The organism is Actinomadura sp. 3N508, from assembly GCF_044326375.1.
Lineage (GTDB): Bacteria > Actinomycetota > Actinomycetes > Streptosporangiales > Streptosporangiaceae > Spirillospora.
The window spans coordinates 168,304-191,812 of sequence record NZ_JBIRAX010000002.1 but is presented as its reverse complement, the minus strand read 5'-3'; the positions used below and the strand labels follow the sequence as shown (position 1 = coordinate 191,812).

The window sequence follows — 23,509 nt, the reverse complement described above, 5'->3', positions numbered from 1 at the left end:
TCAGCCCTCCAGCCTGCGCATGCGGGCATGTACGGCGTCGATGGTGGGCGCGGGCAACTCGTCGACGATCGTCCCGTCGGCGAGGAACAGCACCCGGTCGGCGTGCGCGGCTGCCACCGGGTCATGCGTGACCATGATCACGGTCTGCCGGTAGGCGTCCACGGCGGTGCGCAGGAACCCCAGGACCTCGGCGCCCGACCGCGAGTCGAGGTTGCCGGTGGGCTCGTCCGCGAACAGCACCTCGGGACGGGTCAGCAGCGCCCGCGCCACCGCGACCCGCTGCTGCTGCCCGCCCGACAGCTCGCCCGGCCGGTGGCCCAGCCGCTCGCGCAGGCCGAGCGCGTCCACGATCGTGCCGAACCACCCCTGGTCGGCCTGGCGGCCCGCCAGCCGCCCGGTGAGCCGGATGTTCTCCTCCGCCGTCAGCATCGGCAGCAGGTTGAACGACTGGAACACGAACCCGAGCCGGTCGCGGCGCAGCTTGGTGCGCCGGGTCCGCGACAGGCCGGTGAGCTCGACCTCGCCGAGGACGACGGTGCCGGAGGTCACGGTGTCCAGCCCGGCCAGGCAGTGCAGGAAGGTCGACTTCCCGGACCCGGACGGCCCCATGATCGCCGTGAACTGGCCCCGGGCGAACGCCGCCGAAACCCCCCGCAGCGCGGTGACCGCGCCGTCGCCGGAGCCATAGGTCTTCAGCACGTCAGCGGCCACCATGACCCGGTCATGGGCTACTGCGCCGGGCCGGACCCCGGCCACCGGTGCCCGCCCGGTGGGTCGCTCGGGCATGGACGTCTCCCCATCGATCGCCGAATCACTACTCCAGTTGAGATAGTCTCACATGAGACTATACAGGCCCGGCGTCGCGCGGAAACGGGATCTATCCGGGCGAGCGGGACTGGCGGGAGGGTCGAGCCTTCCCGACGCGACGCGTCACATGGCCAACGCACGAAATCCGACCAGGCAAGCGCCTCGATCGTCCAGGCGCCCTGGGTCGGCGACTGGATCGCTTACCTCGTGGTGAGACGGGCAAGGAAGCGCCGGCTTAACGGTCGGCCTGCTCCATGACGCGGCGGCAAAGAACTTGCCGCCTCTATAGCGCATGGCGCGGGACCTTCGCGGTTCGCCTCCCTCGCCTCGCGCAGACGCTCGGTGGGCGCACACAAAGTGCCCAAACTCTCAAACGCGGGGCGACCTTCATCTCCGACAGGCCGGGAATGCGCCAGCCGTAGGAGGTGAGCTATCGGCGGTAGCCCGTTCCTCCCGACTGTGCCCGTCCCACGGGAGGCGCCGGGCGGCGCGTTGCGTTGAGTCTTCGCCGGGCACCGTCCGGTCGTGTCACCTACGGCAGCTTCCAGAATGGGCCGGTAAGGCCGCATTCATCGAGGAGGCCCTGGTTGTAGTCGCGGCTGTGGGGTTGGAACTCGGGGTCCAGGCGATCGCCGTACCACGGGCCGGCCAGTCGCCAGACGGTAGTCGCGTCGGCGATATGCCCGTTGCCCGGCGCGTGGTCGGCCGTCCATTGTTCGGCGTGCCCCCGGTCACAGAACATGCGGATCATGGTGCAGGTGGCGACCACGTCGTCCCACCATTCCTGAGCGGGGCGTGGAAAGCGGACCGCGAGCCCCGGGGGAGGCGGAGTTTCCGGGCCGGTCTCAACGCTGATCGGGACCCCGCACTGCGGACATGCCGTGTCGACACGGACGTCCAGATGAAGGGCGGCGCTGATGCCGAAGGAATCCCACGCGCATCCGCCCCACCAGCGGCGGTCGTCATACCCGTCCAGCGGAGTCACCGTGAACGCCATGGGCGCCGACGTGAACGGGTGCGCCATCCGCACCGCATCCCCATCAGGCGTCAAGACCAGAGCGTGGGCCTCCGCCAGGTCGCGCAAGACCCCCTGGACCGCTTCGGTGGTACTGCGCGTCCTGCGTGCCAGCTCGGCCACCGACGGCGCGCGCCCCTCCGATGCGAACGTCCCGTAGACGAGATCACGCACTTTCCGCGAATCCGGCGTGTCCAATGGCGTCTCCTGCTTCTGCGCTCGAGTTTCGACTCTGATCGTGACAGGGATGCCTTCTTCTCACCGGTCTGATGGACGTCGCCGATGCCGCGTCAGGCGACGCTCTCCCGACCTTTGTCCTCGGGCGCTGGAGTGGCTGCGAGGAGCCGGTCGGTGACCTCTTCGGCGGTCAGCACGAGCGCGAAGCCCTGATGATGACCGTGTCGCGGCCGAGGTTGCGCAGCATCGTGTCGAGCGGGGTGCCGTAGAACGCTCCATAGGACGGTTTGCGGATCACGACCTCGTCGGGCGGCGGCCCATCGGAGCCCACACCTCGGCAGGGCCCGGCCGGCGCCAGGCGATGTCGGCATGTGGGAGAAGCCGCAAGGTGTGCGGGCGGTTCAGTCCGAGGTGGGTGTTGTCGAAAATGGTCCACAGCACGGGGACGGACGCGGCCCGGCACTCCTCGGTCAGCAGCCGCAGCCGGGGCACCATCCGGGTGGCGGCGGACACCCAGTAGGGACTCCAGGGGGCCGGACGAATTCGTCCTGCATGTCGATGACCAGCAGCGCCGCCCGTTCGGGCCGTACGTCGAACGATGCCCGGCCATGCTCGTAGGCGCCGCGCGCCCGCTCGATCACCCATTCTTCGGTGTATGTCATCCCAGTCTCTTTGTCGATTCGGGGTATGCAGCCATGTCGGCCGGTCAGCGACGGCAGCCGCTACCCGGTGATCAACCAGCTGATCAGCGCCGGGCTGCTCGACCGGGCGGCCGAGCCGGGCGCTACACCTACGCCCCGTACCGGCGTGGCATGCCCGCTCTCGACGGCACCGACCACGCCGGCCCCAAGGAGAAGCGGCTCCTCGGGTGGTCAACTGGCGAACGGTGCCTCTTGCGGCATTAGCCGGTTGATGGATGGAGCCGGCCCGTGCGCCGCTGGATCTCCTTCTCGCTCGCGCCGGCGAAGGCGAGGATGTCGGGCAGCCGGAAGATCTGACCGGCGCCGCCCCAGTTGCCGTCGGTGATTTCATTGACGATCACCCAGACGCGGAAGCCGTCCTGGGGGGACGGGTCCAGGCCGTTCTTCTCGGCGCGCAGGACTTGATCGGTCACCTCCGCGACCAGGCCCGCCTTGGCGTCGTCGTCGAGCGTGGCCTGCGGCACTCCGACCACGATCCGATAGCGGGGCTGCTGGACGGGCCGTCCGGCCACCGTGACCAGCGCGGGCTCGTGCAGGAAGGTCCAGGCGATCGACTCGGCCGCCTCGTTCCCCGGCTTCGCCCCCTCCCATTTCAGGAGGGTGCGAGTGAGCGTCTGCATGAGCTCGGCCTTGGCGTCATCCGAGAGCACACCGCGTGGCAGTGTGAGGTCGATCATCGGCACGTCTGGATCCCTTCCAGCTAAGTTCACTAGTGCTACTTACCCTAGGCCAGTCAGTTCAATACAGCAACTAACCTCGGAACATGTGTCGCCGACATCCAGAAGTGCCTGCTCTCTGGACAGCCTGGGGTGCCGGTGTAGGACCCGTTCTCACGTGCGCCAGCCGACCGGATCGAAGTGGACGGTCGAGGCTGCAGGGGAAGGACGGAACACCGCGGTCCCGCCCAATCAGCGCCGCCTTGGGACGAGCCCGGCGCCGCGCGGGAACGCTTTCACCTCGACGGGTTCGGTGTCATGGAACCTGCGTTCACGACCGAGCAGTTCCGATGGGCGCGCGACCGTCTCGCCGGGCTCTTCGCGGGCCGCTTTCCCGACCGGGATGATCTATCCGGATGAGTGGTACTGGCGGGAAGGGCTGAGCCTTCCCGACGTGACGTGTCGCATGGCCAACGCGCGGAAGCCTGACCAGGCCATCGCATCGACCGTCCAGGTGCCAGGGGTTCGTCACCGCGAGGCACCAGCGTGAAGTCGCAGGAGGACCGGTCCTCCTCGACCGCCTCGGCGAGGGCCGGCGCGTGCCGCATCGTCAGCGGCTCCAACCGCACCAGATCACGGGCAAGGACGGGCACGTCGAGCCGGACGCTCATCAGCCGCCCCTTCACCCGCATTCCCGGGGTAAGTTCTCTAGAGAGACTCACTCTAGAAGGGGTCAGTTCAGTACGGCAACTAACATGGGTGCATGCGCCGCACTCGCTTCGATACCTGGCACTGCTCGATCGCTCGCACCGTCGATCTCGCCGGCGACTGGTGGACTCCTCTGGTCATGCGCGAGGCGTTCTATGGTGCCCGCCGTTTCGAGGAGTTCCAGCAGCGGCTCGGCCTGAGCCGCAATGTCCTCACCCAGCGCCTCGACCGCCTCGTCGAGGAGGACATGCTCGACCGCGTCCCCTACCAGGAGCGCCCGGTCCGGCACGAGTACCGGCTGACGGAGAAGGGCCGCGACTTCTTCACGGTGCTCGCCGCGATGATCCGCTGGGGCGACCGCTGGCTCTCCGATCCCGCCGGGCCGCCCATCGAACTGCGTGACCGCGTGACGGGCCGGCCGATCGACATCGAGGTGGTCGACGCGAGAACCGGCCGCCCGGTCGACATTCGCCAGATCGTCGCGATGCCAGGACCGGGCCTGCCCGACGACCTGGCGAAGCTCCTTCGCGAAAGGATGCTGCCCGGCTCTTCCGAGGGGACGAGCGCACCCAGCGAATGAAGTGCGGCGAACCGCCGCAGCCAGATCAGCCTCCCCCTTGGGGGCGGCACGTCCGAGCGGCTCGGGGGTGCCGGCGTCTGCCCCTGCTCGCCGTCGGCGCGGTAGTGGTCGCCCTGTGCTGCACGCGTTCGTCCGGCTCGCCCATGCCGGTCGCCGCGCCGGAGCGGCTGGTGGTTAGCGGCGCCTACCGGTATGTGCGCAACCCGATGTACGTGGCGGTGCTCGCGGTGATCTTCGGCCAGGTTCTGGTGCTCGCCCGGCTCGAACTGGTCTGGTACGCGGCAGCGGTGTTCGTGACGTGCGCGGGTTTCGTGCACCTGTACGAGCAGCCTGCCCTGCACCGGCGATTCGGCGGCGCCCACGAGGAGTACCGGCGCGCGGTCCCGGCCTGGCTGCCGCGCCCGCATCCGCGGAACCCGTGAGACCGCCTACGGCAGTGGCGTCCCGCCCATGCGCGCACGGTCGGGCGGCCTCGCACCATGCGCGTCCGCTCGGGTGGCAGCCTCACCGCTGACTGAGCCGTGCGTCCGCTCGGAGTTTCCGAACCAGGCCCTTCAGGCGCTGCGGGGGCGGTCGAGCAGTAGGTCGGCGGCGCGGGCGAGGACCTGGGCCCTGGTGCGGCCGCCGTGGTCCGCGGCCAGGAAGTGCTCGCCGATCGCCGCGCAGAAGGCGAGCAGGCTGCGGGCCTCGACCTCGTCGGCGTCGGCGCAGAAGGTGCCGATCACCTCGCGCAGCAGCGCCATGCGCCGGTTGTCGACCCGCCGCAGGCGCGCGGCGACCGCCTCGTCGCGCCGGGCCCAGTCCCGGATCGCGAGGTCGATGGGCAGCAGCCGGTCGTTGGAGAAGGTGAGCCCGCCCGCTCGCTGGATCTTGGTCTTCGGGTCGCCGCCCTCGCGCTCGACGCGGTCGATCACCTCGTCGACGCTCTCCCGCTCCCAGGCGTCCAGCATCGCCGCCAGCAGTGCGCCGCGGTCTGCGAAATACCCGTAGAACCCGCCTTTGGTGACACCGAGCCTCTTCGCCAGCGCCTCGACGCGGACGGCGTCCGGACCGCCCGCGGCCAGCGCCCGCAGCCCCTCCTCGATCCATCTGTCACGCGGCGTGCGAGTCGCGCCCACGATGTGCCCCACCTCACCTCTCCACGATATATACGCCACCGTATACATCGCCTAGCCTCTATCTATACGCTACCGTATATATGAATGGAGGCCGCGAAATGGCAGTCGGCCTGGTCGACAGATCTGTGGGGACGCTCAACGTTCCGCGCCCCGTCCGCGCTCTCAGTTCGCTGTCCGATGTCGACTACGTCGACATGTTCACCCTCACCACCGACAAGGACGCCACGCCGGAACGGTGGGCCCGGGCGATGTTCGGCGACGTTCCCACCCTCGCGGAACGATTCATCTGGCGCGCCTTGCTCGGACTCCGGCTCGCCAAGGGCCGATCGTCCGACACCGTGGCCGGATGGCGGATCACCGGACGTGGCCAGGACTGGATCCGGCTCGAGGCGGCTTCCTGGTTCCTGACCGGCAACCTTCTCGTCCAGGCGGCCGACGGGCGCGTGTCGCTGGCGACCTTCCTCCGCTACGACCGGACCCTCGGCCGTCTCGCGTGGTCACCGCTGTCCGCTGTGCACCGCCGGCTCGCACCCGGTCTGCTCCATGGCGCGGCGGCAAAGATCGGCCCGCCTCAATAGCGCACGGCACGCCATCCCTGCGGTTCGCCTCTGAGCGTGATCCACCACTCCCTGGCAGGCGTCATCGAGTGAGCGGTCGTCCTGCCTTCTGTCGTTGACGTTCGCTGCCGTACACGCCGCCTACCACCCCGGGTGCGAGTAGCGCCACACCAGCCGGCAGTGCGGACGGACTGCGGTACCAGCCCCTCGGCCGAGGGTTGGGCGCGCTCTCACCGCACGATGTGACTCTCGGGTCTTAGGGTGAAATGTCCGCCATAGATGACAACATGCCACCCCATGATCAAGTCTGTCGAAGACTTCGCCTGGACGGGCCGCTGCCCCGGGGACCCTCGCGAGAACTACGCCGTGGCGATGGTGCGCGGCCTGTCGCCTCAACACCTTCTGGAGAGGCTGAGACTTCGCCCGACCGATCCGCCGCGCATCATCGGAGCTGAAGCCCTGTACGAGCAATGGATGAACGAGCGCGAGCACGACGACCTGGTCGGCATCTTCTCGATCGACGATTGGGCGGTGGCGTTCGAGCCCGGCGCGTACCTGCTCGCCGACCGTGAACGGCTCACTGGGCTGTCAGCCGGCACCCGGCTGGTCTGCCATTCCAACAGCATCTACACCCAGGATCACTTCTACTGGCTGGACGACGGAGACCTGCGCCTCTACCTCCCGCCGTTCTGGCCCGAGGAGCGGGAGGGCCCCGCCGTCACCGACCTCACGGACGCCATGCGCGCCATAGGCTTCCAGCTCGTCGAGGACGAAGGCGAGACCAATCCGATCGCCAAGGCGTTCGCGCTGGCAGAACACATCACCGGTGTCTCCCTCACCGAGGAGACGTTCGAGGAGGCGGCTTACCTGCTGGGCGTCGTGCCGGACTGACCCGACACCGCTCTAAAGCACGTGGCCGATAGGTCCGTGATGTCATTTCAGCGGGTCGTGGCCCCAGTTCATCAATGAATAGCGCCATCTGGTCTCTGTGACGTCGCCGGACGGCCTCTGCGCGAGATGGCGATGGACGTAGCCGACGACCTTGTTCATGTGCGCGTAGTCCTGCTCGCTCAGGTCCGAGCTTTTCGTGCGCAGAAGTTCGACGATCCTCCGGCCGGACGCGTGGCCGGTCGATTCTCCGCCGCCGTCCTTCTGGCCGACCGACTGCGATTCTTCGGTCCGCAGCCAGCGCTCCAGTTCCTCGGACCCCATATTGACGACCCTGCCGAACTCGGCGGCCACCTTCTCGTCCGCCTCATGGGGATCTTTCGTCTCCTTCTTGCCCATATGCCTCGCGGTACCCGCCGCCGAGATGGGTAGTCACCACAGAACACCTGGTCAACCTGGAGATGGACATGCCCGCGGAACCCGATCGACCCGGCGTCGCCTTCGACCACCACCCGCGGCTGTGCCTGGTGACGGGGGCCAGCGGCTATATCGGCGGCCGACTGGTGCCGGAGCTGCTGGACGCCGGCCACCGGGTGCGGTGCATGGCCCGCTCGGCCCGGCGGTTGCGTGATCACCCATGGGCCGGGCGCGTGGAGATCGTGGAGGCCGATGCCACCGATCCAGCGTCGACCCGGCGCGCCCTGGACGGAGTGGACGTCGCGTACTACCTGATCCACGCGATCGGCGGCAAGGGCGGCTTCGCGGAGACCGACCGCCGGGCGGCCCGGACCTTCGCCGGCGCGGCGCGGGAGGCGGGCATCGGGCGGCTGGTCTATCTCGGCGGCATGGATCCCGAGGAGGAGCTGTCGGCGCACCTGCGGTCGCGTGCCGAGGTCGGCGAGATCATGCTCGGCAGCGGGGTCCCGGCGGTGTGGCTGCGGGCCGCCGTGATCATCGGCTCGGGTTCGGCGTCGTTCGAGATGCTGCGCTACCTGACCGAGCGGCTGCCGGTGATGGTCACGCCGCGGTGGGTGCACACGCGCATCCAGCCGATCGCGATCCGGGACGTCCTGCACTACCTGGTGGCCGCCGCCGAGCTGCCCGCGGACGTGACCCGCGGGTTCGACATCGGCGGCCCGGACGTCCTCACCTACGGCGACATGATGCGGCGCTATGCCGCCGTGGCCGGGCTCAGGCACCGGGTCATCGTGCCGGTCCCGGTCCTGAGCCCGCGGTTGTCGAGTCTGTGGGTGGGGGCGATCACGCCCGTTCCCGGCGGGATCGCGCGTCCGCTGGTGGAGTCGCTGCGCAACGAGGTGGTCTGCGCCGAGAACGACATCGCCGAGCACCTGCCTTCGCCGCCCGATGGGCCGGTCGGTTTCGAGCGCTCCGTCGAGCTGGCGCTGCGCCGGGTCCGCGAGGCCGACGTCGCGACGCGGTGGTCGTCGGCGAGCACACCCGGCGCGCCCAGCGACCCGCTGCCGACCGATCCGGACTGGGCGGGCGGCAGCCTCTACACCGACGAGCGAACCTGCCGGACCGGCGCGACGCCCGAGCGGTTGTGGGAGGTCATCGAGGGGATCGGCGGGGAACGCGGCTGGTACTCGTTCCCGATCGCCTGGCGCGTCCGCGGCGCCCTGGACCGGCTGGTGGGCGGGGTCGGGCTGCGGCGCGGCCGCCGGGACCCGCGGCGGTTGCGCGTGGGGGAGACGGTGGACTTCTGGCGGGTGGAGGAGAACGAGGCGGGGCGGCTGCTGCGGCTGCGAGCGGAGATGCGGCTGCCCGGTCTGGCCTGGCTTGAATTCGGCGTGCGCCGGGACGGTTCCCGCACCGTCCTCGCGCAACGCGCGCTGTTCCACCCCAGAGGGCTCGCGGGGCACGCGTACTGGTGGGCGTTCCGGCCGTTCCACGACCGGATCTTCGGAGGGATGTGCCGGGGCATCGCCCGCACGGCCGAGCAGACCTCTCAAGCGACCGGCCGAGAGCCGGACGGCGGCTCCAAGACCGTCTAGGACGGGCGGCCGGGCCCTTGTCAACGCGCCTCGATCGGCCGTATGGTCGCGGCCAGTCCCTGTAGTGAACACTACAGGGAACGTGCGCGGGCCGGTCGCCGGTGCGCGTCTCGTCTCAAGCCTCTGGCCACCCCAGCGAAAGAAGAGGTCGTCATCATGTGCGAAGAGTCACGTCCGCGGCTGTCCCGCAGAGGGCTGCTGCGATCCGCCGGAGCGGCGGCCGGAGCGGTGACCGTGTCCGGCTTCCTGGGCGGCACCGCGTCGGCGGAAGGGGCGCCGTCCCCGGCGGCCGCGCAGGGGTACGGGACGCGGCTCGTCCTCCTCGGCACTTCTGGAGGGCCCATCTGGTGGAAGGGGTCGGACCGGGACGGCGTGTCCTCCGCACTCGTCGTCGGCGACGCCCTCTACCTGGTCGACTGCGGGAACTCGTCCGTCCACAACCTGAGGGACGCGGGGCTGCTCGGACCGGGCGAGGGCAAGAACGACCTCGGCCACCTGCGCGCCGTGTTCCTCACCCACCTGCACTCCGACCACATCGCCGACTACCCGGGGCTGCTGCTCTACGGCATCTGCGGCGGCGGGCTCGGCCGGGACGACCGGCCCGTCCAGGTGTTCGGCCCGGGCAGGCGCGGGGCGCTTCCGGCGGTGTTCCCGCCCGCCCGGCCCGTGCCCGACCCCGTGCACCCGGACAACCCGGGGGCCGGGACGGCCGACATGACCGCGTCCCTGGTCGCCGCGTTCGCCACCGACTTCAACGACCGGCTCTTCGACACCGGGTCCCCGGCCATCACCGCTCGGGTGAGGGCCCACGACATCGCGTTGCCGGACGGAGCCTCGCCCGCCAACAGGATCCCGCGCCTGCGCACGCCCATCCGCGTCTACGAGGACGACCGGGTGCGCGTGACGGCCACGCTCGTCGACCACGGGCAGATGTTCCCCGCGTTCGGGTTCCGGTTCGACACCGACGACGGCTCGGTGGTGTTCTCCGGCGACACCACGGTCTCGGACAACCTGGTGGACCTGGCCGGGGACTGCGACGTCCTCGTCCACGAGGTGATCGACCAGGCGTGGGTCGAGCAGAGCATCGCGGCGCTGCCCGTCCCGCCGGAGATCAAGGAGGGCTACATCAACCACATGATCGGCGCCCACACCACCACGGAGCAGGTCGGCCAGGTGGCGCGGCGGGCGGGGGCGGGCAAGCTCGTCCTGAACCACTTCACGCCCGGTCACCTCCCGGACGGACGGTGGCGGCGGCCGGGCCGCGACTTCGGCGGGCCGGTCGTCCCCGGGCGCGACCTCATGCAGATCGGCGTGGGGCGCAGGAAGCGCTGAACCGCCGGGACCCCCGGCCCCGCGCGCGGGGCCGGGGGTCCTGTGCCGTCGCGGGCAGGCGCCTCAGCCGGTGGGGGTGCGACGGCGGGCGGCGGAGTCGGTGGGGGTGAAGGTGCCGTAGGCGCCGCGGTGGAAGAGCAGGGGAGTGTCGTCGTCTCCCAGCTGGAGGTGGACGACCCGGCCGATGACGATCTGGTGGTCGCCGGCGTCGTGCAGCTGCTCGGTGACGCAGTCGATCCAGGCGACCGCGCCGTTGATGACCGGGTTCCCGGCGGGGGACGGGCGCCAGCCGATGTCGTGGAACTTGTCGGTCTTGCGCATCGCGACCGCGCGGCAGACGTCCTCCTGGGCGGCGGACAGGACGTTCACGCAGAACCGTTCGCCCGACTCGCGCAGCGCCCGCCACGAGCTGGAGTTCTTGTCGGGCAGGAACGCCACCAGCGGCGGGTCGAGCGACACGGAGGTGAACGAGCCGACCGTCATGCCGATGGCCGCGCCGGACGCTGCGAGCGCGGTGACGACGACGACGCCGGTCGGGTACCGGCCCAGCACGTGACGGAAGCAATCCGGGTCGATGGCGCCGTTCGCGGTCAGCGGCATGGCGGAACTCCTCCCTGTAGCGATCACTACAGAGACTGCCATGGGCGACCCCCGCGTGACAACCGTCTCCCCGGACTCAGTCCGCGACGGCCGCCTCGACGATGGCGACGATGATCTCGATGAAGTCGTCCGGGTCCCAGTCGTCGTGGATCTGGTGGGCCAGGAACAGCCCGTCGGTCGAGGCGAGGACGATGCGGGCCAGGTCCATCGCCAGCTCGGGACGGCGGGCCCGCAGCTCGGTGTCGAAGTACGAGGTGAACCAGGCCGCGATGCTGCTGGCGACCGCGTCGCGGGTGGCGAGGAAGTACTGCCGTGCCTCCGCCTCCACCTCGCGGGACTCCAGCAGCAGCATGTGGCCGATGCGGAGGAAGTCCGGCGCGCCGGGCAGGGTGCGCACCGAGCGCGACAGGATCGCGCGCAGCCCGTCCGCCAGCGGGCGCTCGTCGCGCGGGTCGCGCTCCCAGCGCGGCTGGGCGGCGATCCACTGCTCGAAGCTGTGCCGGACGACCTCGGCGATGAGGTGGTCCTTGTCGCGGAAGAACCAGTAGACGGAGCTGGCCGGGAGGCCGGACCGCTTGGTGACCCGGGAGATCGTGGTGCCCTCGTAGCCGAGTTCGGAGGCGATCTCGGCGGCGGCCTTGAGGATGCGGACCCGGGAGATCTCACGGTCTTCGGCGGGACGGGACGCGCGGCGGGAGGACGGCGGCATCGCGCTCACCTCGACTCGCCGAGCCACGTCATGGCCTGCGCGTGCACGCCCGCGGCGATCAGGTTCACAAGGCGCTCCAGGTTCCAGTCCCGGCCCGCGTGGACGCCGACGTAGAGCCCGTCCATGACGGCGAGGTGGAACCGGGACATCCGGTCGGCGACCTCACGCGCCCGCTCCGGCGCGCCGTCCGGGAGCACCTGCTCCCACCAGTCGCGGATGGCGTCGCGGGTCTCGGCGCGGACCTCGATGTAGCGGCGCCGCGCGGCGGGCTCCTTCGGGCGGTTCGCGAGCCCGAGCATCAGCCCGAGCCGCCAGAACTCGGGACGGTCGGCGATCGCGCGCGAGGCCCGCTGCAGCCGGTCGCGGACCTCCTCGGCGGGGTCGGCGATCCCGACCCGGTCCTGCCAGGTCGGGGCGGTCTCCCGCCAGCGCCGGTAGCTGAACTCCAGGGTCTCGGCGAGAAGCTCGTCCTTGTTGCGGAAGTGCCAGTAGACGGAGCTGGCCGGCAGCCCGGTGGCCTCCGTGACCAGGGCGATCGAGGTGCCGTCGTAGCCGCGCTCGGCGGCGATGGCGAGGGTCGCCTCCAGGATCCGCACCCTCGACTCCTCGCCCTGTTGGTGGCGGCGCGCCGTCTTCCGCATCTGCTTGTCGCTCCTCTGGCCTGTGAAAACTCGGCCCCTGCAGGGGGTTGTGCCGCCCATCACATCATGGGTACGGTCGCCATGCGTCCCTGTAGTGATCACTCCAATCAGTGTAGTGATCAATACGGACTCTTCGGGCGCGGTTGCTTCGTGGCAACGCCGCGGCGTTGGTCAGCGAAACGGAGAAGAACATGCCCATCCCTCGCAGCGGACCCCGCCGCCGGCGGCTGATCGCCCCCGTCCTCGCGGCGGTCACGGCCCTGACCCTCGCGGCCTGCGGCTCCGGCGATGCCGGAGTCAGTGCCGAGGACGCCAAGACCCAGGCCACCGACCTGGTCAAACTTCTCGGCATCAAGGACGGTGCCGACCTCGGCGGCAAGGTCGGCTTCACGCTCGGTGCCGCGCTGACGCTGTCCGGCCCGTCCGCCGCCAACGGCGAGTCGATGCGCAACGCCATCGAGCTCGCGACCAAGCAGATCAAGGCGGCCGGCGGCCCCGCGATCAAGCTGAGCGTCAAGGACATCAAGGGCCCCGACCCCGTCGCCGCCAAGCAGGCCGCGTCCGAGCTGGCGGCCGAGCGCGTCCCGGCGAAGATCACCTCGATGGGCGACGGGCTCGGCGCGATGCTCGCCGACACCGACAAGAACAAGATCCTCAGCCTGGACGGCGTCGGCGGCGCCCAGGTCTTCACCAAGGGCACCCAGTACTTCTACGGGACGCGCGAGGTCGCGCCGTCCGACGCGGTGCCCGGCGCCCTGGAGTGGTTCAAGCGCGCCCACCCCGAGGGCCGGACGGTCGGCCTCGTCGGCGTCGACCTCGGCCCGCTGAACGCGGCGATCCAGGCCGACATGAAGGCGAAGATCGAGGCCGCGGGCCTGACCTACAACGGCCTCTGGGAGACCGTCGCGCCCACCTCGCAGGACTACGGGAGCATGATCTCCAAGGTCAAGAAGAACGAGCCCGACCTGCTCTGGGTGGCCTTCGGCGGCGCCGCGCCCGGCGCGTTCGTCGCGCAGGCCAAGAGCGCCGGGATCGGCAGCGAGCTGCTCGGGATCGAGTTCACGCAGGAGGCGGTCAAGGCGTCCAAGGGCGTGCTCGACAAGGACGGGTTCAAGTTCGCGATGGACTACTTCGACGCGTCCAAGCCGTCCAACCCGCTGGCCAAGCTGTTCGCCGAGGCCTACGAGAAGGCGTACGGGGAGCCCGCCGACTTCTACGCCGCGAACGCCTACGAGGAGACCCTGATGATCTGGGACCTCATCCGCCGCGTCGTGGCCGCCGGAGGGAACCCCTCCGACAGCACGCAGCTCAAGGCCGCGCTGGAGAAGGACCCGAAGTTCGCGTCGGTCTACGGCGGTGACACCGGCACGGTCGGCTCTCTCCAGATCGACCTCGCGACGCACGGTGTCGCGAAGCGCCCGATGGGCGTCTTCGAGTACAAGGACGGCAAGGTCAAGGCGCTCGCCACCTATGACGTCAAGGGGCAGGAGTTCCGCCTCGCGGAGTGACCGACTGTCGGGGGGCGGCCCGGCGGGCCGTCCCCGTCCCTCGATTCCGGAGGAGCCATGCATGACCTGCTGGACGCCGAACTCTGGCAGCTGACGGCGAACGGCCTCGTCCGGGGCGCGTTCTACGCGGCGCTCGGGGCCGGGCTGGCGCTCGTCATCGGGGTCACCGCCCGCTTCCATTTCGCGTACGCGCTCACCTACACCGCGGCGCCCTACGCCGCCTTCTGGGTGATGGACGGTCTCGGCGTGCCGTTCTGGCCGTCCGCGCTGATCGGGCTCGGCACGGCGGTCGCGGTGAGCATGCTGCTGGAGGCCGGTGTCTACGAGCCGGTCGCGCGCCGGGCCGCCGACCGCGCCATGCTCGCCGTGCTGGTGACGTCGATCGGTGTCAGCACCGCGGGCATCGCGCTGCTCCAGCTGAAGTTCGGGACCAGCGGCGTGCCGTTCTACGGCCCCGACCAGGTGCGGCACGACGTCGGCCCGGTGCGGGTCTCCAACTTCGAGCTCTACCTGGTGGCGACGTGCCTCGTCCTCGTCGCCGGGCTGGCGGCGTTCCTGGCGTTCACGCCGATCGGACGTTCGATCAAGGCCGTGCGCAGCAACCCGGTACTGGCGTCCGTGCTCGGGATCAGCGTCCGCCGGGTCAACCTCGTCTGCTTCGCGATCGCCGGGCTCGTCTCCGGCGTGTGCGCGCTCTGGTACGGCCTGCTCTACACGGTGCAGCCGACGATGGGCGACACGACGGTCATCTACGGCTTCGTGGTCGCCTTCCTGGCCGGGACGCGTTCCTCCCCGCTGCGGGCGCTGCCGGTGGGCATCGGGCTCGGGCTGCTGGAGCAGTGGGCGTCGATCTGGCTGTCGCTGCAATGGACGCAGACCGCCGTGTTCACCGTCCTCACCGGGTACCTCGCGTTCCTCGCCGTGAAGGACCGGCTGCCCGCAATTCGTCTCGCGCCGGTGCGGAGGGCCTGAACGCCATGTGGATCAACTATCTGGACCAGGCGCTCCTGCTCGCGGCGCTCGCCGTCAGCGTCAACCTGCTCGTCGGCTACGCCGGGCAGGTCTCCGTCGCGCACGCCGCGTTCGCGGGCGTCGGCGGGTACGCCGTCTGCTTCCTCGCGGGCGTGCACGGCTGGCCCTACCTCGCGTCGCTGGCCGTCGCCGTGCTGGTCGCGACCGCGTTCGGCGTGGTGATCGGGCTGATCGCGCTCGGGCTCGCGCAGGAGTTCCTCATCCTGATGACGCTGGCGTTCTCGCTCGGGATCATCGGAGTCTTCGCCACGTTCGACTCCCTCGGCGGCGTCATGGGCATCACCGGCGTCGGCGGGCTGCGGCTGTTCGGGTTCGAACTGGACGGGCCGTCCGACTGGCTGGTCCCGTCCGCGGCCGTTCTCGCGCTGGTCTTCGCGGTCTGCCACCGCCTCGGCGAGTCGCCGTACGGGCGGGTGCTCAAGGGCATCCGCGAGGACGCCGTCGCGACCCGGGCGCTCGGCAAGGACACCTTCGGCCGCAAGGTCGGCATCTTCGCGATCACCAGCGGGCTGACCGGGCTGGTCGGCGGCGTCTACGCGGGCTGGCTCGGGCAGGCGACGCCGTCGGCGTTCGGGTTCCCGCTCGCGATGGCGGTGTTCGCGATGGTGATCGTCGGCGGCAACGCCAACCTGCTCGGCTCGGTCGTGGCCGGGATCGCGCTCACGATGATCGAGCCGGTGCTGCGCGAGGTGCTCGGCGTGCAGAGCACGCAGGCCGCGCTGTGGCAGGTCGTGCTGTACGGCGCGCTGCTGGTGCTCGTGATGATCGTCCGGCCGCAGGGGCTGTTCCCCGAGCGGTCCAGGCGGGTCGCCCCGCCCGGGACGGCGCGGGTAGCGGTGTCGCCTCGCGAAGCGTCGTCGGGCCGCGTCGCCTACGCGGACGCGGAGGTGGTGCTGCGCGCGGACGGGCTGTCGAAGCGCTTCGGCGGCATCACCGCCGCCAAGGACATCGCGCTCGAACTGCGCCGCGGCACGATCACGGCGCTCGTCGGGCCGAACGGGGCCGGGAAGACGACCGCGTTCAACCTGCTCACCGGCATCGTCGTCCCCGATTCCGGATCGGTGCGGCTGAACGGCGCGGAGCTGGTAGGGATGCGCCCCGACCTGATCGTCCGGGCCGGGCTGGTGCGCACGTTCCAGGACGTCCGGCTGCTGGACCGGCTGACGTGCCTGGAGAACGTCATGCTCGCCGTGCCCGGCCAGCCGGGCGAACGCCTCGGCCGGCTGTTCGTGCCCGGCCGCGGCGTCTCCCGCGCCGACCGCGCCGCCGCCGCGGAGGCGATGGAATGGCTCGGCTTCGTCGGCATGGCCGACCACGCCGGGACGCCCGCCGGGGCGCTCTCCTACGGCCAGTCGAAGCTCGTCTCGCTGGCGCGGGCGCTCGCCACCCGCGCGGACGTCCTGCTGCTGGACGAGCCCGCGTCCGGCGTGGACGCGACCTGGGTCGAGACCATGCTCGCCATGGTCGCCGCCGTCCGGGACGAGGGCCGCACCGTCTGCCTGGTCGAGCACAACCTCGACGTGGTGCGCGAGCTGTCCGACCACACCTGCTTCATGGAACTCGGCGAGATCACCGCGTCGGGCACGATCGCCGAGCTGACCGGCTCGGCCCGGCTCGCCGAAGCCTACTTCGGCGCACAGTGAGGGAGGACCGCCGATGACCGCGGTGCGGGACGCGCCTTTGCTCGACGTGAGCGACCTGGTGGCGGGCTACGGCCGCAAGGAGGTGCTGCACGGCGTCGGCCTCCGGGTCGACGCGGGCGAGATCGTGGCGCTGATGGGGCACAACGGCGCCGGGAAGACCACCGCGATCAGGTCGGTGCTCGGGGCCGTCCGCCCCCGGTCCGGAACGGTCCGGATCGGCGGACGGGACCTGACGCGCGGCCCGGTCCGCCGGGTCGTGGCGGCGGGCGTCGCGATGATCCCGTCCGAGCGGTTCGTGTTCCCGGACCTTTCGGTGCGTGACAACCTGCTGCTCGGCGCGGCGAACGCGCCGTCCGGGTCGGACACCGGGGAGCGGCTCGCGGCGGTCAGGGAACTGTTCCCGATCCTGGACGAGCGGGAGAAGCAGCCGGCCGGGTCGATGTCGGGCGGGCAGCAGCGGATGGTGAGCCTGGGAATGGCGCTGATGGCGCGTCCCCGCCTGCTGCTGCTGGACGAGCCGTCCCTCGGGCTCGCGCCGTCCGTCGTCGAGACCATCTTCGGACGGCTCCGCTCGCTCGCCGACGGCGAGCGCATCGGCATCCTGCTGCTGGAGCAGAACGTCAAGCAGGCCCTGCAGATCGCGGACCGCGCCTACGTGATGCGCTCCGGCGAGGTCATCCTTGAGGAGACCGCCGAGCAGATGAAGCAGCGAACCGATTTCTGGGATCTGTTCTAAGGACGCGCTCAAGGCCCCGGGATGAGGTGAAGTCCCGGGGCCTTGGCATGGGCGGTTCAGCGCGGGCGGTTCAGCGGAAGGTGTGCTCCATTTCGCCGATGCCCTCCACCCAGGTGCGGAGTGTTTCGCCGGAGCGCAGGAAGCGCTGCGGGCTGCGGCCGAGTCCGACGCCGTCCGGCGTGCCCGTGAAGATGACGTCGCCTGGGCGCAGCGTGATGACCTCGGACAGTTTCGCGATCGTCCGGGGAATGGAGAAGATGAGCTTGGACGTGCGCCCGTCCTGCACCGTCTCCCCGTCGATGGAGCAGCCGAGCGCGAGGTCGTCGCGGTCGGCGAACTCGTCGGGCGTCACCAGCCAGGGGCCGATCGGCGCGAATCCCGGATACGACTTGGCGAAGCCGAATTGGGGCGCCTCACCGACGAATTGCAGGATCCGCTCTGAAAGGTCCTGGCCGGCCGAGAGACCGGCGACATGGTCCCAGGCGTCGCCGGCCGAGACGCGGTGGGCCGTGCGGCCGATGACCGCGACGACCTCGACCTCCCAGTCGGTGTGGCCGCCGTCCGGCAGCGCGATCTCGCCGTACGGCCCGGTGATTGACGAGGCGAACTTCGTGAACACCGGCGGCAGATCCTTCGGCGGCTCGAATCCGGTCTCCGCCGCGTGATCGGCGTAGTTCAGCCCGATCGCGACCACCTGCGACGGTTCCGGCGACGGTGATTCCAGCCGGGATCGGTCGATCTCGACATCCGGCACGGGCGCGGCTTTCTCCGCCCAGGCCGTGAAGGCGTCCCAATGGTCGTAGACGCTTTGCGGGCCGGGGCCGAAACGTCCGCCCGAGGCGGTCGCTATGTCCGCGCCCTTGCCGTCGGAAAGGACGAGGACGGCCCGTCCCGCGTGGTTGGCGATGCGCATGTGCCGCTTCCTCAGATCTGGCCGTCGACGAAACCCAGCAGGAGCTTCTCGAACGTCTCGGGATGCTCGATCTGGGTCCAGTGGCCGCACTGCCCGATGACGTAGAGATTGGCCTTGGGGAGCGAGCCGGCGAAGTAGCGGCTCGCGTCCACCGGGATGATGCGGTCGTCGCGGCCGTGGACGCACAGCACGTCGTGCGTGATGGTCGCGAGCTCTTCGCGGGAGAAGAACCGGCGGGCGCCGTCCGGGTCGAAGGACGCCTCGTGCGACCGGCGGACGTCGTCCCGGTTCACATACGCCATCCGCTCCGCCACGACCCGGTCGACGGTGCCGAGCAGCGGTTCGAGGTCGTACACGAATTCGCTGAGCAGCCCCTTCAACGACTCCGCGCTCGGCGACGCGTAGAACTCGCGGAGATGCTTGAGGCCGGGGCTGACCGGCATGTCCGGCGCGCCGCCGCTGCCCATCAGCAGCACCTTGCCCACCAGTTCCGGACGGGCCAGCGTCATCAGGACGGCGAGCTGCCCGCCCATCGAATTGCCGACCAGGTGGACCTTCTCCAGGCCGAGAACGTCCACCAGGGCGAGCAGCGCCTCGGCCCGCAGCTCGTTGAACGGCCCCATCCCGCGCGGCGCGTCGAGCGGGTGCGAGGAGTCGCCGAACCCAATCTGGTCGGGTGCCAGGCACCAGAACCGGTGCCCGAGATCGGCGATGATCCGCTCCCAGTTCGACAGCCCGGTCGCGCCGGGCCCGGAACCGTGCAGGAACAGCACGGCCTCCGGGCCGCGCTCGCCGGTCTCGTGCAGCCGGAAGGACAGCTCGTCCCCGCGGACGCGGACGGCCACGTCCGACGAGGTGATCACGGCCGTCACAGGTGCACCTCCGCGGGCTTCTCGGCGCCGAGATGGCGCCCGCCCCACGCCTTGGCGAGCGGGTCGCCGAAGAGGAAGGCGTGGCTTCCGGCCGCGACCGCGTCCTGGAACTTCGCCTGGAGCGGGTGGTCGACGAACGCCGAACGGCCCGACGAGACCCGCATCAGCGCCTGGACGGTGTCGAGCGCCGCGTTCGCCGACCGGGCGACGTCCCACCGCCAGAAGGCGCGCTGGTCCAGCGACGGGATCTCGCCGCGCCCGGCGTGCTCCATCAGCTCGCCGGCGGTCCGCCGCACCTTGAGGACGGCCGCGTCGAGCTGCCAGGCCGCCTCGGCGACCTGGTTCTGCACGGTCGGCTCCTCGCGGAGGAGCTGCCCGTAGTTGGTGCGGCGGCCCCGGGTCTCACCGACCCACTGGTCGTAGAAGCCGAGGCACGCGCCGACCGCGCCCGCCGCGATGATCAGGTTGAAGACGACGGCCCAGGGCGTCCGGTACAGGGGCCCGTCGTTGAGCTCCTGACCGGGCAGCGGCGTGCCGAGCCCGTGCGTGTAGAACACGTGCGACTGGCCCCGGTGCTCGGGGACGAACACGCCGTCCACCACGATGTCGTCGGACCCGGTGCCGCGCAGGCCCGCGACGTTCCAGGTCTCCTCGATCCGGTAGTCGCCCTCGTCGAGGAGCACGGACGTGAAGTCGGGGTACTCCACGCCGTTCAGCTCGCGGCGCCCGGCGATGCCGCCGAGGATGACGCCGGAGCAGATCCCGCTGCCGGAGGAGAAGCTCCAGCGTCCCGACACCCGATATCCGCCGGGCACCTTCTCGATCTTCCCGGTCGGCGTGTAGGACGAGGCGATCCGCCGCGCCGGGTCCGTGCCCCAGATCTCCTTTTGCGTCTCCTCCGGGAACAGGGCGATCTGCCACGGGTGGACGCCCACGACGGACGCCACCCACCCGGCGGACGCGGACGCCCGCCCGATCTCCATCACCGTGTCCGCGTACTCGGCGAGATGGACCTCGCCGCCGCCCCACCGGGCGGGCTGGAGCGCGCGGAACACGCCCGTCGATTCGAGCGCCTCCACCGCTTCGGCGGTCAGCCTTCCCTGCTCGGCGCTCGCCGCGTCGGCCGCCGCGAGCGCGGGCGCCGCCGCCCGCGCCCTGCCGATCATGCTCATAGGGTCGATCATGCTCATAGGTTCCGTCCTCCGAGGAAGGTCCGCACGATCGCCTGGAAGCGCGCGGCCTGCTCGATCTGCGTCCAGTGCCCGCACTCGTTGATCACGTAAAGGTCGGCCTGCGGCAGGTGCTCGGCCAGGTAGTAGCCGCACTCCAGCGGGACGATGACGTCCTGGCGGCCGTGCACCACCAGCGCCGGCTTGTCGATCTTCGCGAGGTCGTCCGGGGCGAAGCTCAGCATCTCGGGCCCGAACATGGCCCGGTGCCCCGCCTCGATCCACGGGCGCTCCACGACCGGCATCCGCTCGGCCGCGACCTTCTCCACCGTGTCGCCGAACGCGCTCTTGTCGTGGACGAACTGGATCAGCAGCTCCGCCATCGCCTCGACGGTCGGGTCGTCGAAATAGGTGATCAGCTTGATCAGCTCGGGGGTCGGCTCCAGGGCGGGCATGCCGCCCGAGCCCATCAGCACGATCCCGTCGACCAGGTCGGGGCGGAGCTGTGCCATGCGCAGCGAGTACATCCCGCCCATCGAGTTGCCGACGAGGACGACCTTCTCCAGGCCGAGCGCGTCCAGGAGCTGGAACAGCGCCTCGATGCGCACCTCTGCCTGCGCCGCGAAGCCCTGCGGCTGCGGGTCGGGGTAGCTGGAGTCGCCGAAGCCGAGGATGTCGGGCGCGACGCAGTGGTAGGTGTCGCCTAGCCCCTCGATGACCTCCCGCCAGTTCGACGCGGCCGTCACGCCCGGCCCGGAGCCGTGCAGGAAGAGCAGTGCGGGCGTGCCCGGCGTGCCGGTCTGGTTGACGCGCAGGTGCCGGCCGCCGCCGATCGCGACGTCCTCGACCCGGATCGCGGCGCTCATCCGGCCGCCTCCGGCGAGGCGATCGTGCGGAAGATCCCGGGCGGACCGTCCAGGTACGCCTGCGAGCGGTGGTGGCCCCAGATGGACGGCAGGTCGTGCGTGCCCGCGACCCAGGTGAGGTCGTCAACGGTGATCCCGCCGTACCCGTACTCGATCTGCATCGAGGACGGCGTCTGCACGTAGATGGACGTCATCAGGTCGTTGGTGTGCCGTCCGAGCGACAGCAGGATCTCCCGCTCCGGGTCGGCGGTGAACAGGTCGATCGCCGTGCCGAGATCGTCGAACGACTCGACCTCCAGCATCAGGTGGTTGATGCCGGTCATGCCGGGGATCTCGGCGACGGCCAGCGAGTGGTGGCGGCCGTTGCAGTGGTAGAAGCGCAGGTTGAAGATGTCGCTCTTCACCCGGTCGGAGAGCCGGAAGCCGAGCGTGCCGGCGTAGAACGCGTTGGCCTTCTCCAGGTCCGGGACGATCAGCACGACGTGGCCGAGGCCGAGGTCGCCGGTGACGAAGCGGCCGCGCATGGGGCGTCCGGGGAAGAACGAGTTCGGGTTCGAGTACTGGCCCCAGACCAGCTCGTGCCGGTTCCCGAACGGGTCGGTGAACCAGTACAGCTCGGCGACCTGCCGTTCCTTCAGCTCGTCGGCACCGCCCGCGCGCACCTCGACGCCCTTGCCGCGCAGCTCCGCGACATAGTCCCGCAGGACGGTCTCGTTGGCGCAGTCCCAGCCGACGTAGCGGAGCTCGTCCTCCTCCGCCGGGTGGACGGCGATGCGGTAGCCCCGGTCGTCGACCTTGACCCGGACGGCGCCGTCCGGCCCGTCCTCGGCGATGACCGCGCCGAGCAGCCGGGTGGCGTAGTCGCGCCACTCCTCGGCCTTCGGGGACGCGATCCCCAGGTACGCGAGTTGCGAAATCACAGCATGACCTCCGGAGCGGACGAGTCGAGAAGCGCGGCGCCGTAGTACCGGCCGACGCCGTCGGAGACCAGGAACGCGTGCCCCAGCTCGGCGACCACGTCCTGGTAGACGCGGTGGAGGGGGTGGTCGACGAAGACGGTCCGGCCGGACGCGGCGCGCATCAGCCGGTTGATCGCGAAGCCGACGTCCTGGCAGCCCTTGGTGATGTTCCAGCGCAGCCGGGCCCGCTGCCGCTTGCCGAGGTGCACGCCCGCCTCGGCGGCCTCGGTGATCGTGTCGATCGCGTCGTACATCTTCATGACGGCGGCGTCGTGCACCCATTCGGCCTCGGCCAGGTGCATCTGCATCAGCGGGTCGTCGGCGTAGGTGCCGCCCCAGTTCGCCTTGCGGACGCGGGTGTCGGACGTCCAGTCGTCCAGGACGCGGCGTCCGAGCCCCAGCATCGGCGCGACGAGGACGAGGTTGAACATCACCGCCCACGGCACCTTGTAGAGCGCGGCCGGGTTCGTCTCCATGCCGGGGGCGGGACGGTCCGGGTTGTACTCGTACAGGGGGCTGGACAGGAAGCGGCGTCCGGGGATGAACGCGTCCGCGACGACGATGTCCTTGCTGCCCGTGCCGCGCGAGCCGCGGACGTGCCAGGTGTCCTCGATCTCGTACTGGTCGCGGTGCAGCAGCGCGGAGCCGTAGTTCGGCACCTCCACGCCGGGCGCGACCTCGACCTTCCCGGCGAAGCCGCCGAGGATCACGCCCTGGGCGTGGTCGCAGCCGGACGAGAACGACCAGCGTCCCGACACCCGGTACCCGCCGTCGACCGGCTCGATCTTCCCGGTCGGGGCGTAGGAGGACGAGGCGTTCCAGTCCGGGTCGGACGCCCAGATCTCGGCCTGCGTCTCCTCGGGGAACAGCGCGAGCTGCCACGGGTGCGAGCCCATGACCCCGGCGACCCAGCCCGCCGACGGCGCGATCCGGCCGAGCTCGTAGACGGCGGTGAGGTGCTCGCGCAGCGACAGCTCGGCACCGCCCCAGCGTTTCGGCTGCAGGCCGCGCATGAGGCCGGTCTCCTGCATGAGCGTGAAGGCCCGGCCGGTCAGCGTGCGCTGCTCGGCCGACAGGTCCTCCTCGGCGCGAAACTCCGGCTCCAGCCGGCGGAGCTCGTCCAGGACGGTCATCGGCGTCAGTTCCTTCGGTAGTCGAGAGCGGGTGATCCCGGGCGTGACCGGCATCTCTGTAGCAGTCACTACATGGATGGTAGAACGATCGCTCCGGGGAACGCAAGAGGTCGGGCGGTAAATCGTGACCGCGCCCGCAGTGATCTCTGCGGAGATCGGAGCCCGCCCCCGAGGTTG

Annotated in this window: 27 protein-coding genes; 11 read left to right on the top strand and 16 right to left on the bottom strand. The window is 70.5% G+C overall.

Annotated elements, in window-relative coordinates:
- Both ACH34S_RS07235 and ACH34S_RS07230 read right to left on the bottom strand, forming a co-directional pair.
- Positions 1–714: an ABC transporter ATP-binding protein gene (locus ACH34S_RS07235; RefSeq protein WP_395952414.1), complete on the bottom strand. Its 714-nt coding sequence runs from the start codon at positions 712–714 to the stop codon at positions 1–3.
- 625 nt (positions 715–1,339) lie between these two features.
- Positions 1,340–2,020 carry an alkylmercury lyase family protein gene (locus tag ACH34S_RS07230; protein ID WP_395951636.1) on the bottom strand — a complete coding sequence of 227 codons (681 nt, stop codon included), beginning with the start codon at positions 2,018–2,020 and terminating at the stop codon, positions 1,340–1,342.
- A gap of 71 nt (positions 2,021–2,091) precedes the next feature.
- Between ACH34S_RS07230 and ACH34S_RS07225 the strand changes: the two genes are divergently transcribed.
- Entirely contained in the window at positions 2,092–2,268 is a 177-nt protein-coding gene (locus ACH34S_RS07225) for a hypothetical protein (protein WP_395952433.1), read from the top strand.
- Here ACH34S_RS07225 and ACH34S_RS07220 read toward each other — a convergent pair.
- The 3 genes from ACH34S_RS07220 to ACH34S_RS07210 form a co-directional block, all read right to left on the bottom strand.
- The gene (locus ACH34S_RS07220; protein ID WP_395951635.1) at positions 2,190–2,435 is read right to left on the bottom strand and encodes an isochorismatase family protein; all 246 of its coding nucleotides are present in this window, start codon (positions 2,433–2,435) and stop codon (positions 2,190–2,192) included. The two genes, ACH34S_RS07225 and ACH34S_RS07220, sit on opposite strands and share 79 nt — an antisense overlap.
- A gap of 34 nt (positions 2,436–2,469) precedes the next feature.
- A complete protein-coding gene (locus tag ACH34S_RS07215; RefSeq protein ID WP_395951634.1) occupies positions 2,470–2,661 on the bottom strand; it encodes a hypothetical protein in 192 nt (63 codons plus the stop codon).
- A gap of 239 nt (positions 2,662–2,900) precedes the next feature.
- Positions 2,901–3,377: a 4-oxalocrotonate tautomerase family protein gene (locus tag ACH34S_RS07210; RefSeq protein ID WP_395951633.1), complete on the bottom strand. Its 477-nt coding sequence runs from the start codon at positions 3,375–3,377 to the stop codon at positions 2,901–2,903.
- A gap of 742 nt (positions 3,378–4,119) precedes the next feature.
- On the opposite strand from ACH34S_RS07210, the gene ACH34S_RS07205 reads away from it, so the two are divergent.
- Together ACH34S_RS07205 and ACH34S_RS07200 are read left to right on the top strand one after the other, a co-directional pair.
- Complete coding sequence (locus ACH34S_RS07205) at positions 4,120–4,644, top strand: winged helix-turn-helix transcriptional regulator (RefSeq protein ID WP_395951632.1); 525 nt, start codon at positions 4,120–4,122, stop codon at positions 4,642–4,644.
- 143 nt (positions 4,645–4,787) lie between these two features.
- Positions 4,788–5,066, top strand: coding sequence for a methyltransferase family protein (locus tag ACH34S_RS07200; RefSeq protein ID WP_395951631.1), 279 nt, complete (start codon positions 4,788–4,790; stop codon positions 5,064–5,066).
- A gap of 132 nt (positions 5,067–5,198) precedes the next feature.
- On the opposite strand, the gene ACH34S_RS07195 is transcribed toward ACH34S_RS07200, so the two are convergent.
- The gene (locus tag ACH34S_RS07195) at positions 5,199–5,774 is read right to left on the bottom strand and encodes a TetR/AcrR family transcriptional regulator (RefSeq protein ID WP_395951630.1); all 576 of its coding nucleotides are present in this window, start codon (positions 5,772–5,774) and stop codon (positions 5,199–5,201) included.
- 86 nt (positions 5,775–5,860) lie between these two features.
- On the opposite strand from ACH34S_RS07195, the gene ACH34S_RS07190 reads away from it, so the two are divergent.
- Entirely contained in the window at positions 5,861–6,340 is a 480-nt protein-coding gene (locus tag ACH34S_RS07190) for a hypothetical protein (protein WP_395951629.1), read from the top strand.
- A 276-nt stretch (positions 6,341–6,616) separates the two neighbouring features.
- On the top strand, positions 6,617–7,210 hold the full coding sequence (locus ACH34S_RS07185; RefSeq protein WP_395951628.1) for a DUF6461 domain-containing protein: 594 nt from the start codon (positions 6,617–6,619) through the stop codon (positions 7,208–7,210).
- Positions 7,211–7,252: 42 nt separating this feature from the next.
- Here ACH34S_RS07185 and ACH34S_RS07180 read toward each other — a convergent pair whose 3' ends face one another.
- Complete coding sequence (locus ACH34S_RS07180; protein ID WP_395951627.1) at positions 7,253–7,606, bottom strand: DUF3140 domain-containing protein; 354 nt, start codon at positions 7,604–7,606, stop codon at positions 7,253–7,255.
- Between the two features lie 68 nt (positions 7,607–7,674).
- Between ACH34S_RS07180 and ACH34S_RS07175 the strand changes: the two genes are divergently transcribed.
- Together ACH34S_RS07175 and ACH34S_RS07170 are read left to right on the top strand one after the other, a co-directional pair.
- Positions 7,675–9,219 (top strand): SDR family oxidoreductase, encoded by a 1,545-nt coding sequence (locus ACH34S_RS07175; RefSeq protein WP_395951626.1) that lies wholly within the window; start codon positions 7,675–7,677, stop codon positions 9,217–9,219.
- A 156-nt stretch (positions 9,220–9,375) separates the two neighbouring features.
- Positions 9,376–10,551, top strand: coding sequence for an MBL fold metallo-hydrolase (locus ACH34S_RS07170; protein ID WP_395951625.1), 1,176 nt, complete (start codon positions 9,376–9,378; stop codon positions 10,549–10,551).
- A 63-nt stretch (positions 10,552–10,614) separates the two neighbouring features.
- On the opposite strand, the gene ACH34S_RS07165 is transcribed toward ACH34S_RS07170, so the two are convergent.
- From ACH34S_RS07165 to ACH34S_RS07155, 3 genes are all read right to left on the bottom strand, one after another.
- Complete coding sequence (locus ACH34S_RS07165) at positions 10,615–11,151, bottom strand: flavin reductase family protein (protein ID WP_395951624.1); 537 nt, start codon at positions 11,149–11,151, stop codon at positions 10,615–10,617.
- Between the two features lie 76 nt (positions 11,152–11,227).
- A complete protein-coding gene (locus ACH34S_RS07160; protein WP_395951623.1) occupies positions 11,228–11,860 on the bottom strand; it encodes a TetR/AcrR family transcriptional regulator in 633 nt (210 codons plus the stop codon).
- Positions 11,861–11,865: 5 nt separating this feature from the next.
- On the bottom strand, positions 11,866–12,501 hold the full coding sequence (locus tag ACH34S_RS07155) for a TetR/AcrR family transcriptional regulator (RefSeq protein ID WP_395951622.1): 636 nt from the start codon (positions 12,499–12,501) through the stop codon (positions 11,866–11,868).
- 191 nt (positions 12,502–12,692) lie between these two features.
- On the opposite strand from ACH34S_RS07155, the gene ACH34S_RS07150 reads away from it, so the two are divergent.
- From ACH34S_RS07150 to ACH34S_RS07135, 4 genes are read left to right on the top strand one after another with little or no spacing between them, the layout of a single operon-like run.
- Positions 12,693–14,009, top strand: coding sequence for an ABC transporter substrate-binding protein (locus ACH34S_RS07150; RefSeq protein WP_395951621.1), 1,317 nt, complete (start codon positions 12,693–12,695; stop codon positions 14,007–14,009).
- 57 nt (positions 14,010–14,066) lie between these two features.
- Positions 14,067–14,981 (top strand): branched-chain amino acid ABC transporter permease, encoded by a 915-nt coding sequence (locus tag ACH34S_RS07145; protein WP_395951620.1) that lies wholly within the window; start codon positions 14,067–14,069, stop codon positions 14,979–14,981.
- A gap of 5 nt (positions 14,982–14,986) precedes the next feature.
- Positions 14,987–16,684 carry an ATP-binding cassette domain-containing protein gene (locus tag ACH34S_RS07140; RefSeq protein ID WP_395951619.1) on the top strand — a complete coding sequence of 566 codons (1,698 nt, stop codon included), beginning with the start codon at positions 14,987–14,989 and terminating at the stop codon, positions 16,682–16,684.
- Between the two features lie 13 nt (positions 16,685–16,697).
- Complete coding sequence (locus tag ACH34S_RS07135) at positions 16,698–17,420, top strand: ABC transporter ATP-binding protein (protein WP_395951618.1); 723 nt, start codon at positions 16,698–16,700, stop codon at positions 17,418–17,420.
- A gap of 70 nt (positions 17,421–17,490) precedes the next feature.
- On the opposite strand, the gene ACH34S_RS07130 is transcribed toward ACH34S_RS07135, so the two are convergent.
- Genes ACH34S_RS07130 through ACH34S_RS07105 form a run of 6 tightly spaced genes read right to left on the bottom strand, consistent with a single transcriptional unit; the run spans position 17,491 to position 23,401 of the window.
- The gene (locus ACH34S_RS07130) at positions 17,491–18,333 is read right to left on the bottom strand and encodes a fumarylacetoacetate hydrolase family protein (RefSeq protein WP_395951617.1); all 843 of its coding nucleotides are present in this window, start codon (positions 18,331–18,333) and stop codon (positions 17,491–17,493) included.
- Positions 18,334–18,344: 11 nt separating this feature from the next.
- Entirely contained in the window at positions 18,345–19,205 is an 861-nt protein-coding gene (locus ACH34S_RS07125; RefSeq protein ID WP_395951616.1) for an alpha/beta fold hydrolase, read from the bottom strand.
- The gene (locus tag ACH34S_RS07120; protein ID WP_395951615.1) at positions 19,202–20,395 is read right to left on the bottom strand and encodes an acyl-CoA dehydrogenase family protein; all 1,194 of its coding nucleotides are present in this window, start codon (positions 20,393–20,395) and stop codon (positions 19,202–19,204) included. The genes ACH34S_RS07125 and ACH34S_RS07120 overlap by 4 nt, the downstream gene beginning before the upstream one ends.
- Complete coding sequence (locus ACH34S_RS07115; RefSeq protein ID WP_395951614.1) at positions 20,392–21,240, bottom strand: alpha/beta fold hydrolase; 849 nt, start codon at positions 21,238–21,240, stop codon at positions 20,392–20,394. The genes ACH34S_RS07120 and ACH34S_RS07115 overlap by 4 nt, the downstream gene beginning before the upstream one ends.
- Positions 21,237–22,160: a VOC family protein gene (locus ACH34S_RS07110; protein WP_395951613.1), complete on the bottom strand. Its 924-nt coding sequence runs from the start codon at positions 22,158–22,160 to the stop codon at positions 21,237–21,239. Before ACH34S_RS07110 ends, ACH34S_RS07115 begins: the two co-directional genes overlap by 4 nt.
- Entirely contained in the window at positions 22,157–23,401 is a 1,245-nt protein-coding gene (locus tag ACH34S_RS07105) for a hypothetical protein (protein ID WP_395951612.1), read from the bottom strand. The genes ACH34S_RS07110 and ACH34S_RS07105 overlap by 4 nt, the downstream gene beginning before the upstream one ends.
- Positions 23,402–23,509: the final 108 nt, after the last annotated feature.

Bases quoted from the DNA above. Each gene is read 5' to 3' on its own strand.
- ACH34S_RS07235 (WP_395952414.1), bottom strand. From the start codon at position 714: ATGGTGGCCGCTGACGTGCTGAAGACCTATGGCTCCGGCGACGGCGCG.
- ACH34S_RS07225 (WP_395952433.1), top strand. From the start codon at position 2,092: ATGGACGTCGCCGATGCCGCGTCAGGCGACGCTCTCCCGACCTTTGTC.
- ACH34S_RS07215 (WP_395951634.1), bottom strand. From the start codon at position 2,661: ATGACATACACCGAAGAATGGGTGATCGAGCGGGCGCGCGGCGCCTAC.
- ACH34S_RS07210 (WP_395951633.1), bottom strand. From the start codon at position 3,377: ATGATCGACCTCACACTGCCACGCGGTGTGCTCTCGGATGACGCCAAG.
- ACH34S_RS07205 (WP_395951632.1), top strand. From the start codon at position 4,120: ATGCGCCGCACTCGCTTCGATACCTGGCACTGCTCGATCGCTCGCACC.
- ACH34S_RS07200 (WP_395951631.1), top strand. From the start codon at position 4,788: ATGCCGGTCGCCGCGCCGGAGCGGCTGGTGGTTAGCGGCGCCTACCGG.
- ACH34S_RS07190 (WP_395951629.1), top strand. From the start codon at position 5,861: ATGGCAGTCGGCCTGGTCGACAGATCTGTGGGGACGCTCAACGTTCCG.
- ACH34S_RS07185 (WP_395951628.1), top strand. From the start codon at position 6,617: ATGATCAAGTCTGTCGAAGACTTCGCCTGGACGGGCCGCTGCCCCGGG.
- ACH34S_RS07180 (WP_395951627.1), bottom strand. From the start codon at position 7,606: ATGGGCAAGAAGGAGACGAAAGATCCCCATGAGGCGGACGAGAAGGTG.
- ACH34S_RS07175 (WP_395951626.1), top strand. From the start codon at position 7,675: ATGCCCGCGGAACCCGATCGACCCGGCGTCGCCTTCGACCACCACCCG.
- ACH34S_RS07170 (WP_395951625.1), top strand. From the start codon at position 9,376: ATGTGCGAAGAGTCACGTCCGCGGCTGTCCCGCAGAGGGCTGCTGCGA.
- ACH34S_RS07165 (WP_395951624.1), bottom strand. From the start codon at position 11,151: ATGCCGCTGACCGCGAACGGCGCCATCGACCCGGATTGCTTCCGTCAC.
- ACH34S_RS07160 (WP_395951623.1), bottom strand. From the start codon at position 11,860: ATGCCGCCGTCCTCCCGCCGCGCGTCCCGTCCCGCCGAAGACCGTGAG.
- ACH34S_RS07155 (WP_395951622.1), bottom strand. From the start codon at position 12,501: ATGCGGAAGACGGCGCGCCGCCACCAACAGGGCGAGGAGTCGAGGGTG.
- ACH34S_RS07150 (WP_395951621.1), top strand. From the start codon at position 12,693: ATGCCCATCCCTCGCAGCGGACCCCGCCGCCGGCGGCTGATCGCCCCC.
- ACH34S_RS07145 (WP_395951620.1), top strand. From the start codon at position 14,067: ATGCATGACCTGCTGGACGCCGAACTCTGGCAGCTGACGGCGAACGGC.
- ACH34S_RS07140 (WP_395951619.1), top strand. From the start codon at position 14,987: ATGTGGATCAACTATCTGGACCAGGCGCTCCTGCTCGCGGCGCTCGCC.
- ACH34S_RS07135 (WP_395951618.1), top strand. From the start codon at position 16,698: ATGACCGCGGTGCGGGACGCGCCTTTGCTCGACGTGAGCGACCTGGTG.
- ACH34S_RS07130 (WP_395951617.1), bottom strand. From the start codon at position 18,333: ATGCGCATCGCCAACCACGCGGGACGGGCCGTCCTCGTCCTTTCCGAC.
- ACH34S_RS07120 (WP_395951615.1), bottom strand. From the start codon at position 20,395: ATGAGCATGATCGACCCTATGAGCATGATCGGCAGGGCGCGGGCGGCG.
- ACH34S_RS07115 (WP_395951614.1), bottom strand. From the start codon at position 21,240: ATGAGCGCCGCGATCCGGGTCGAGGACGTCGCGATCGGCGGCGGCCGG.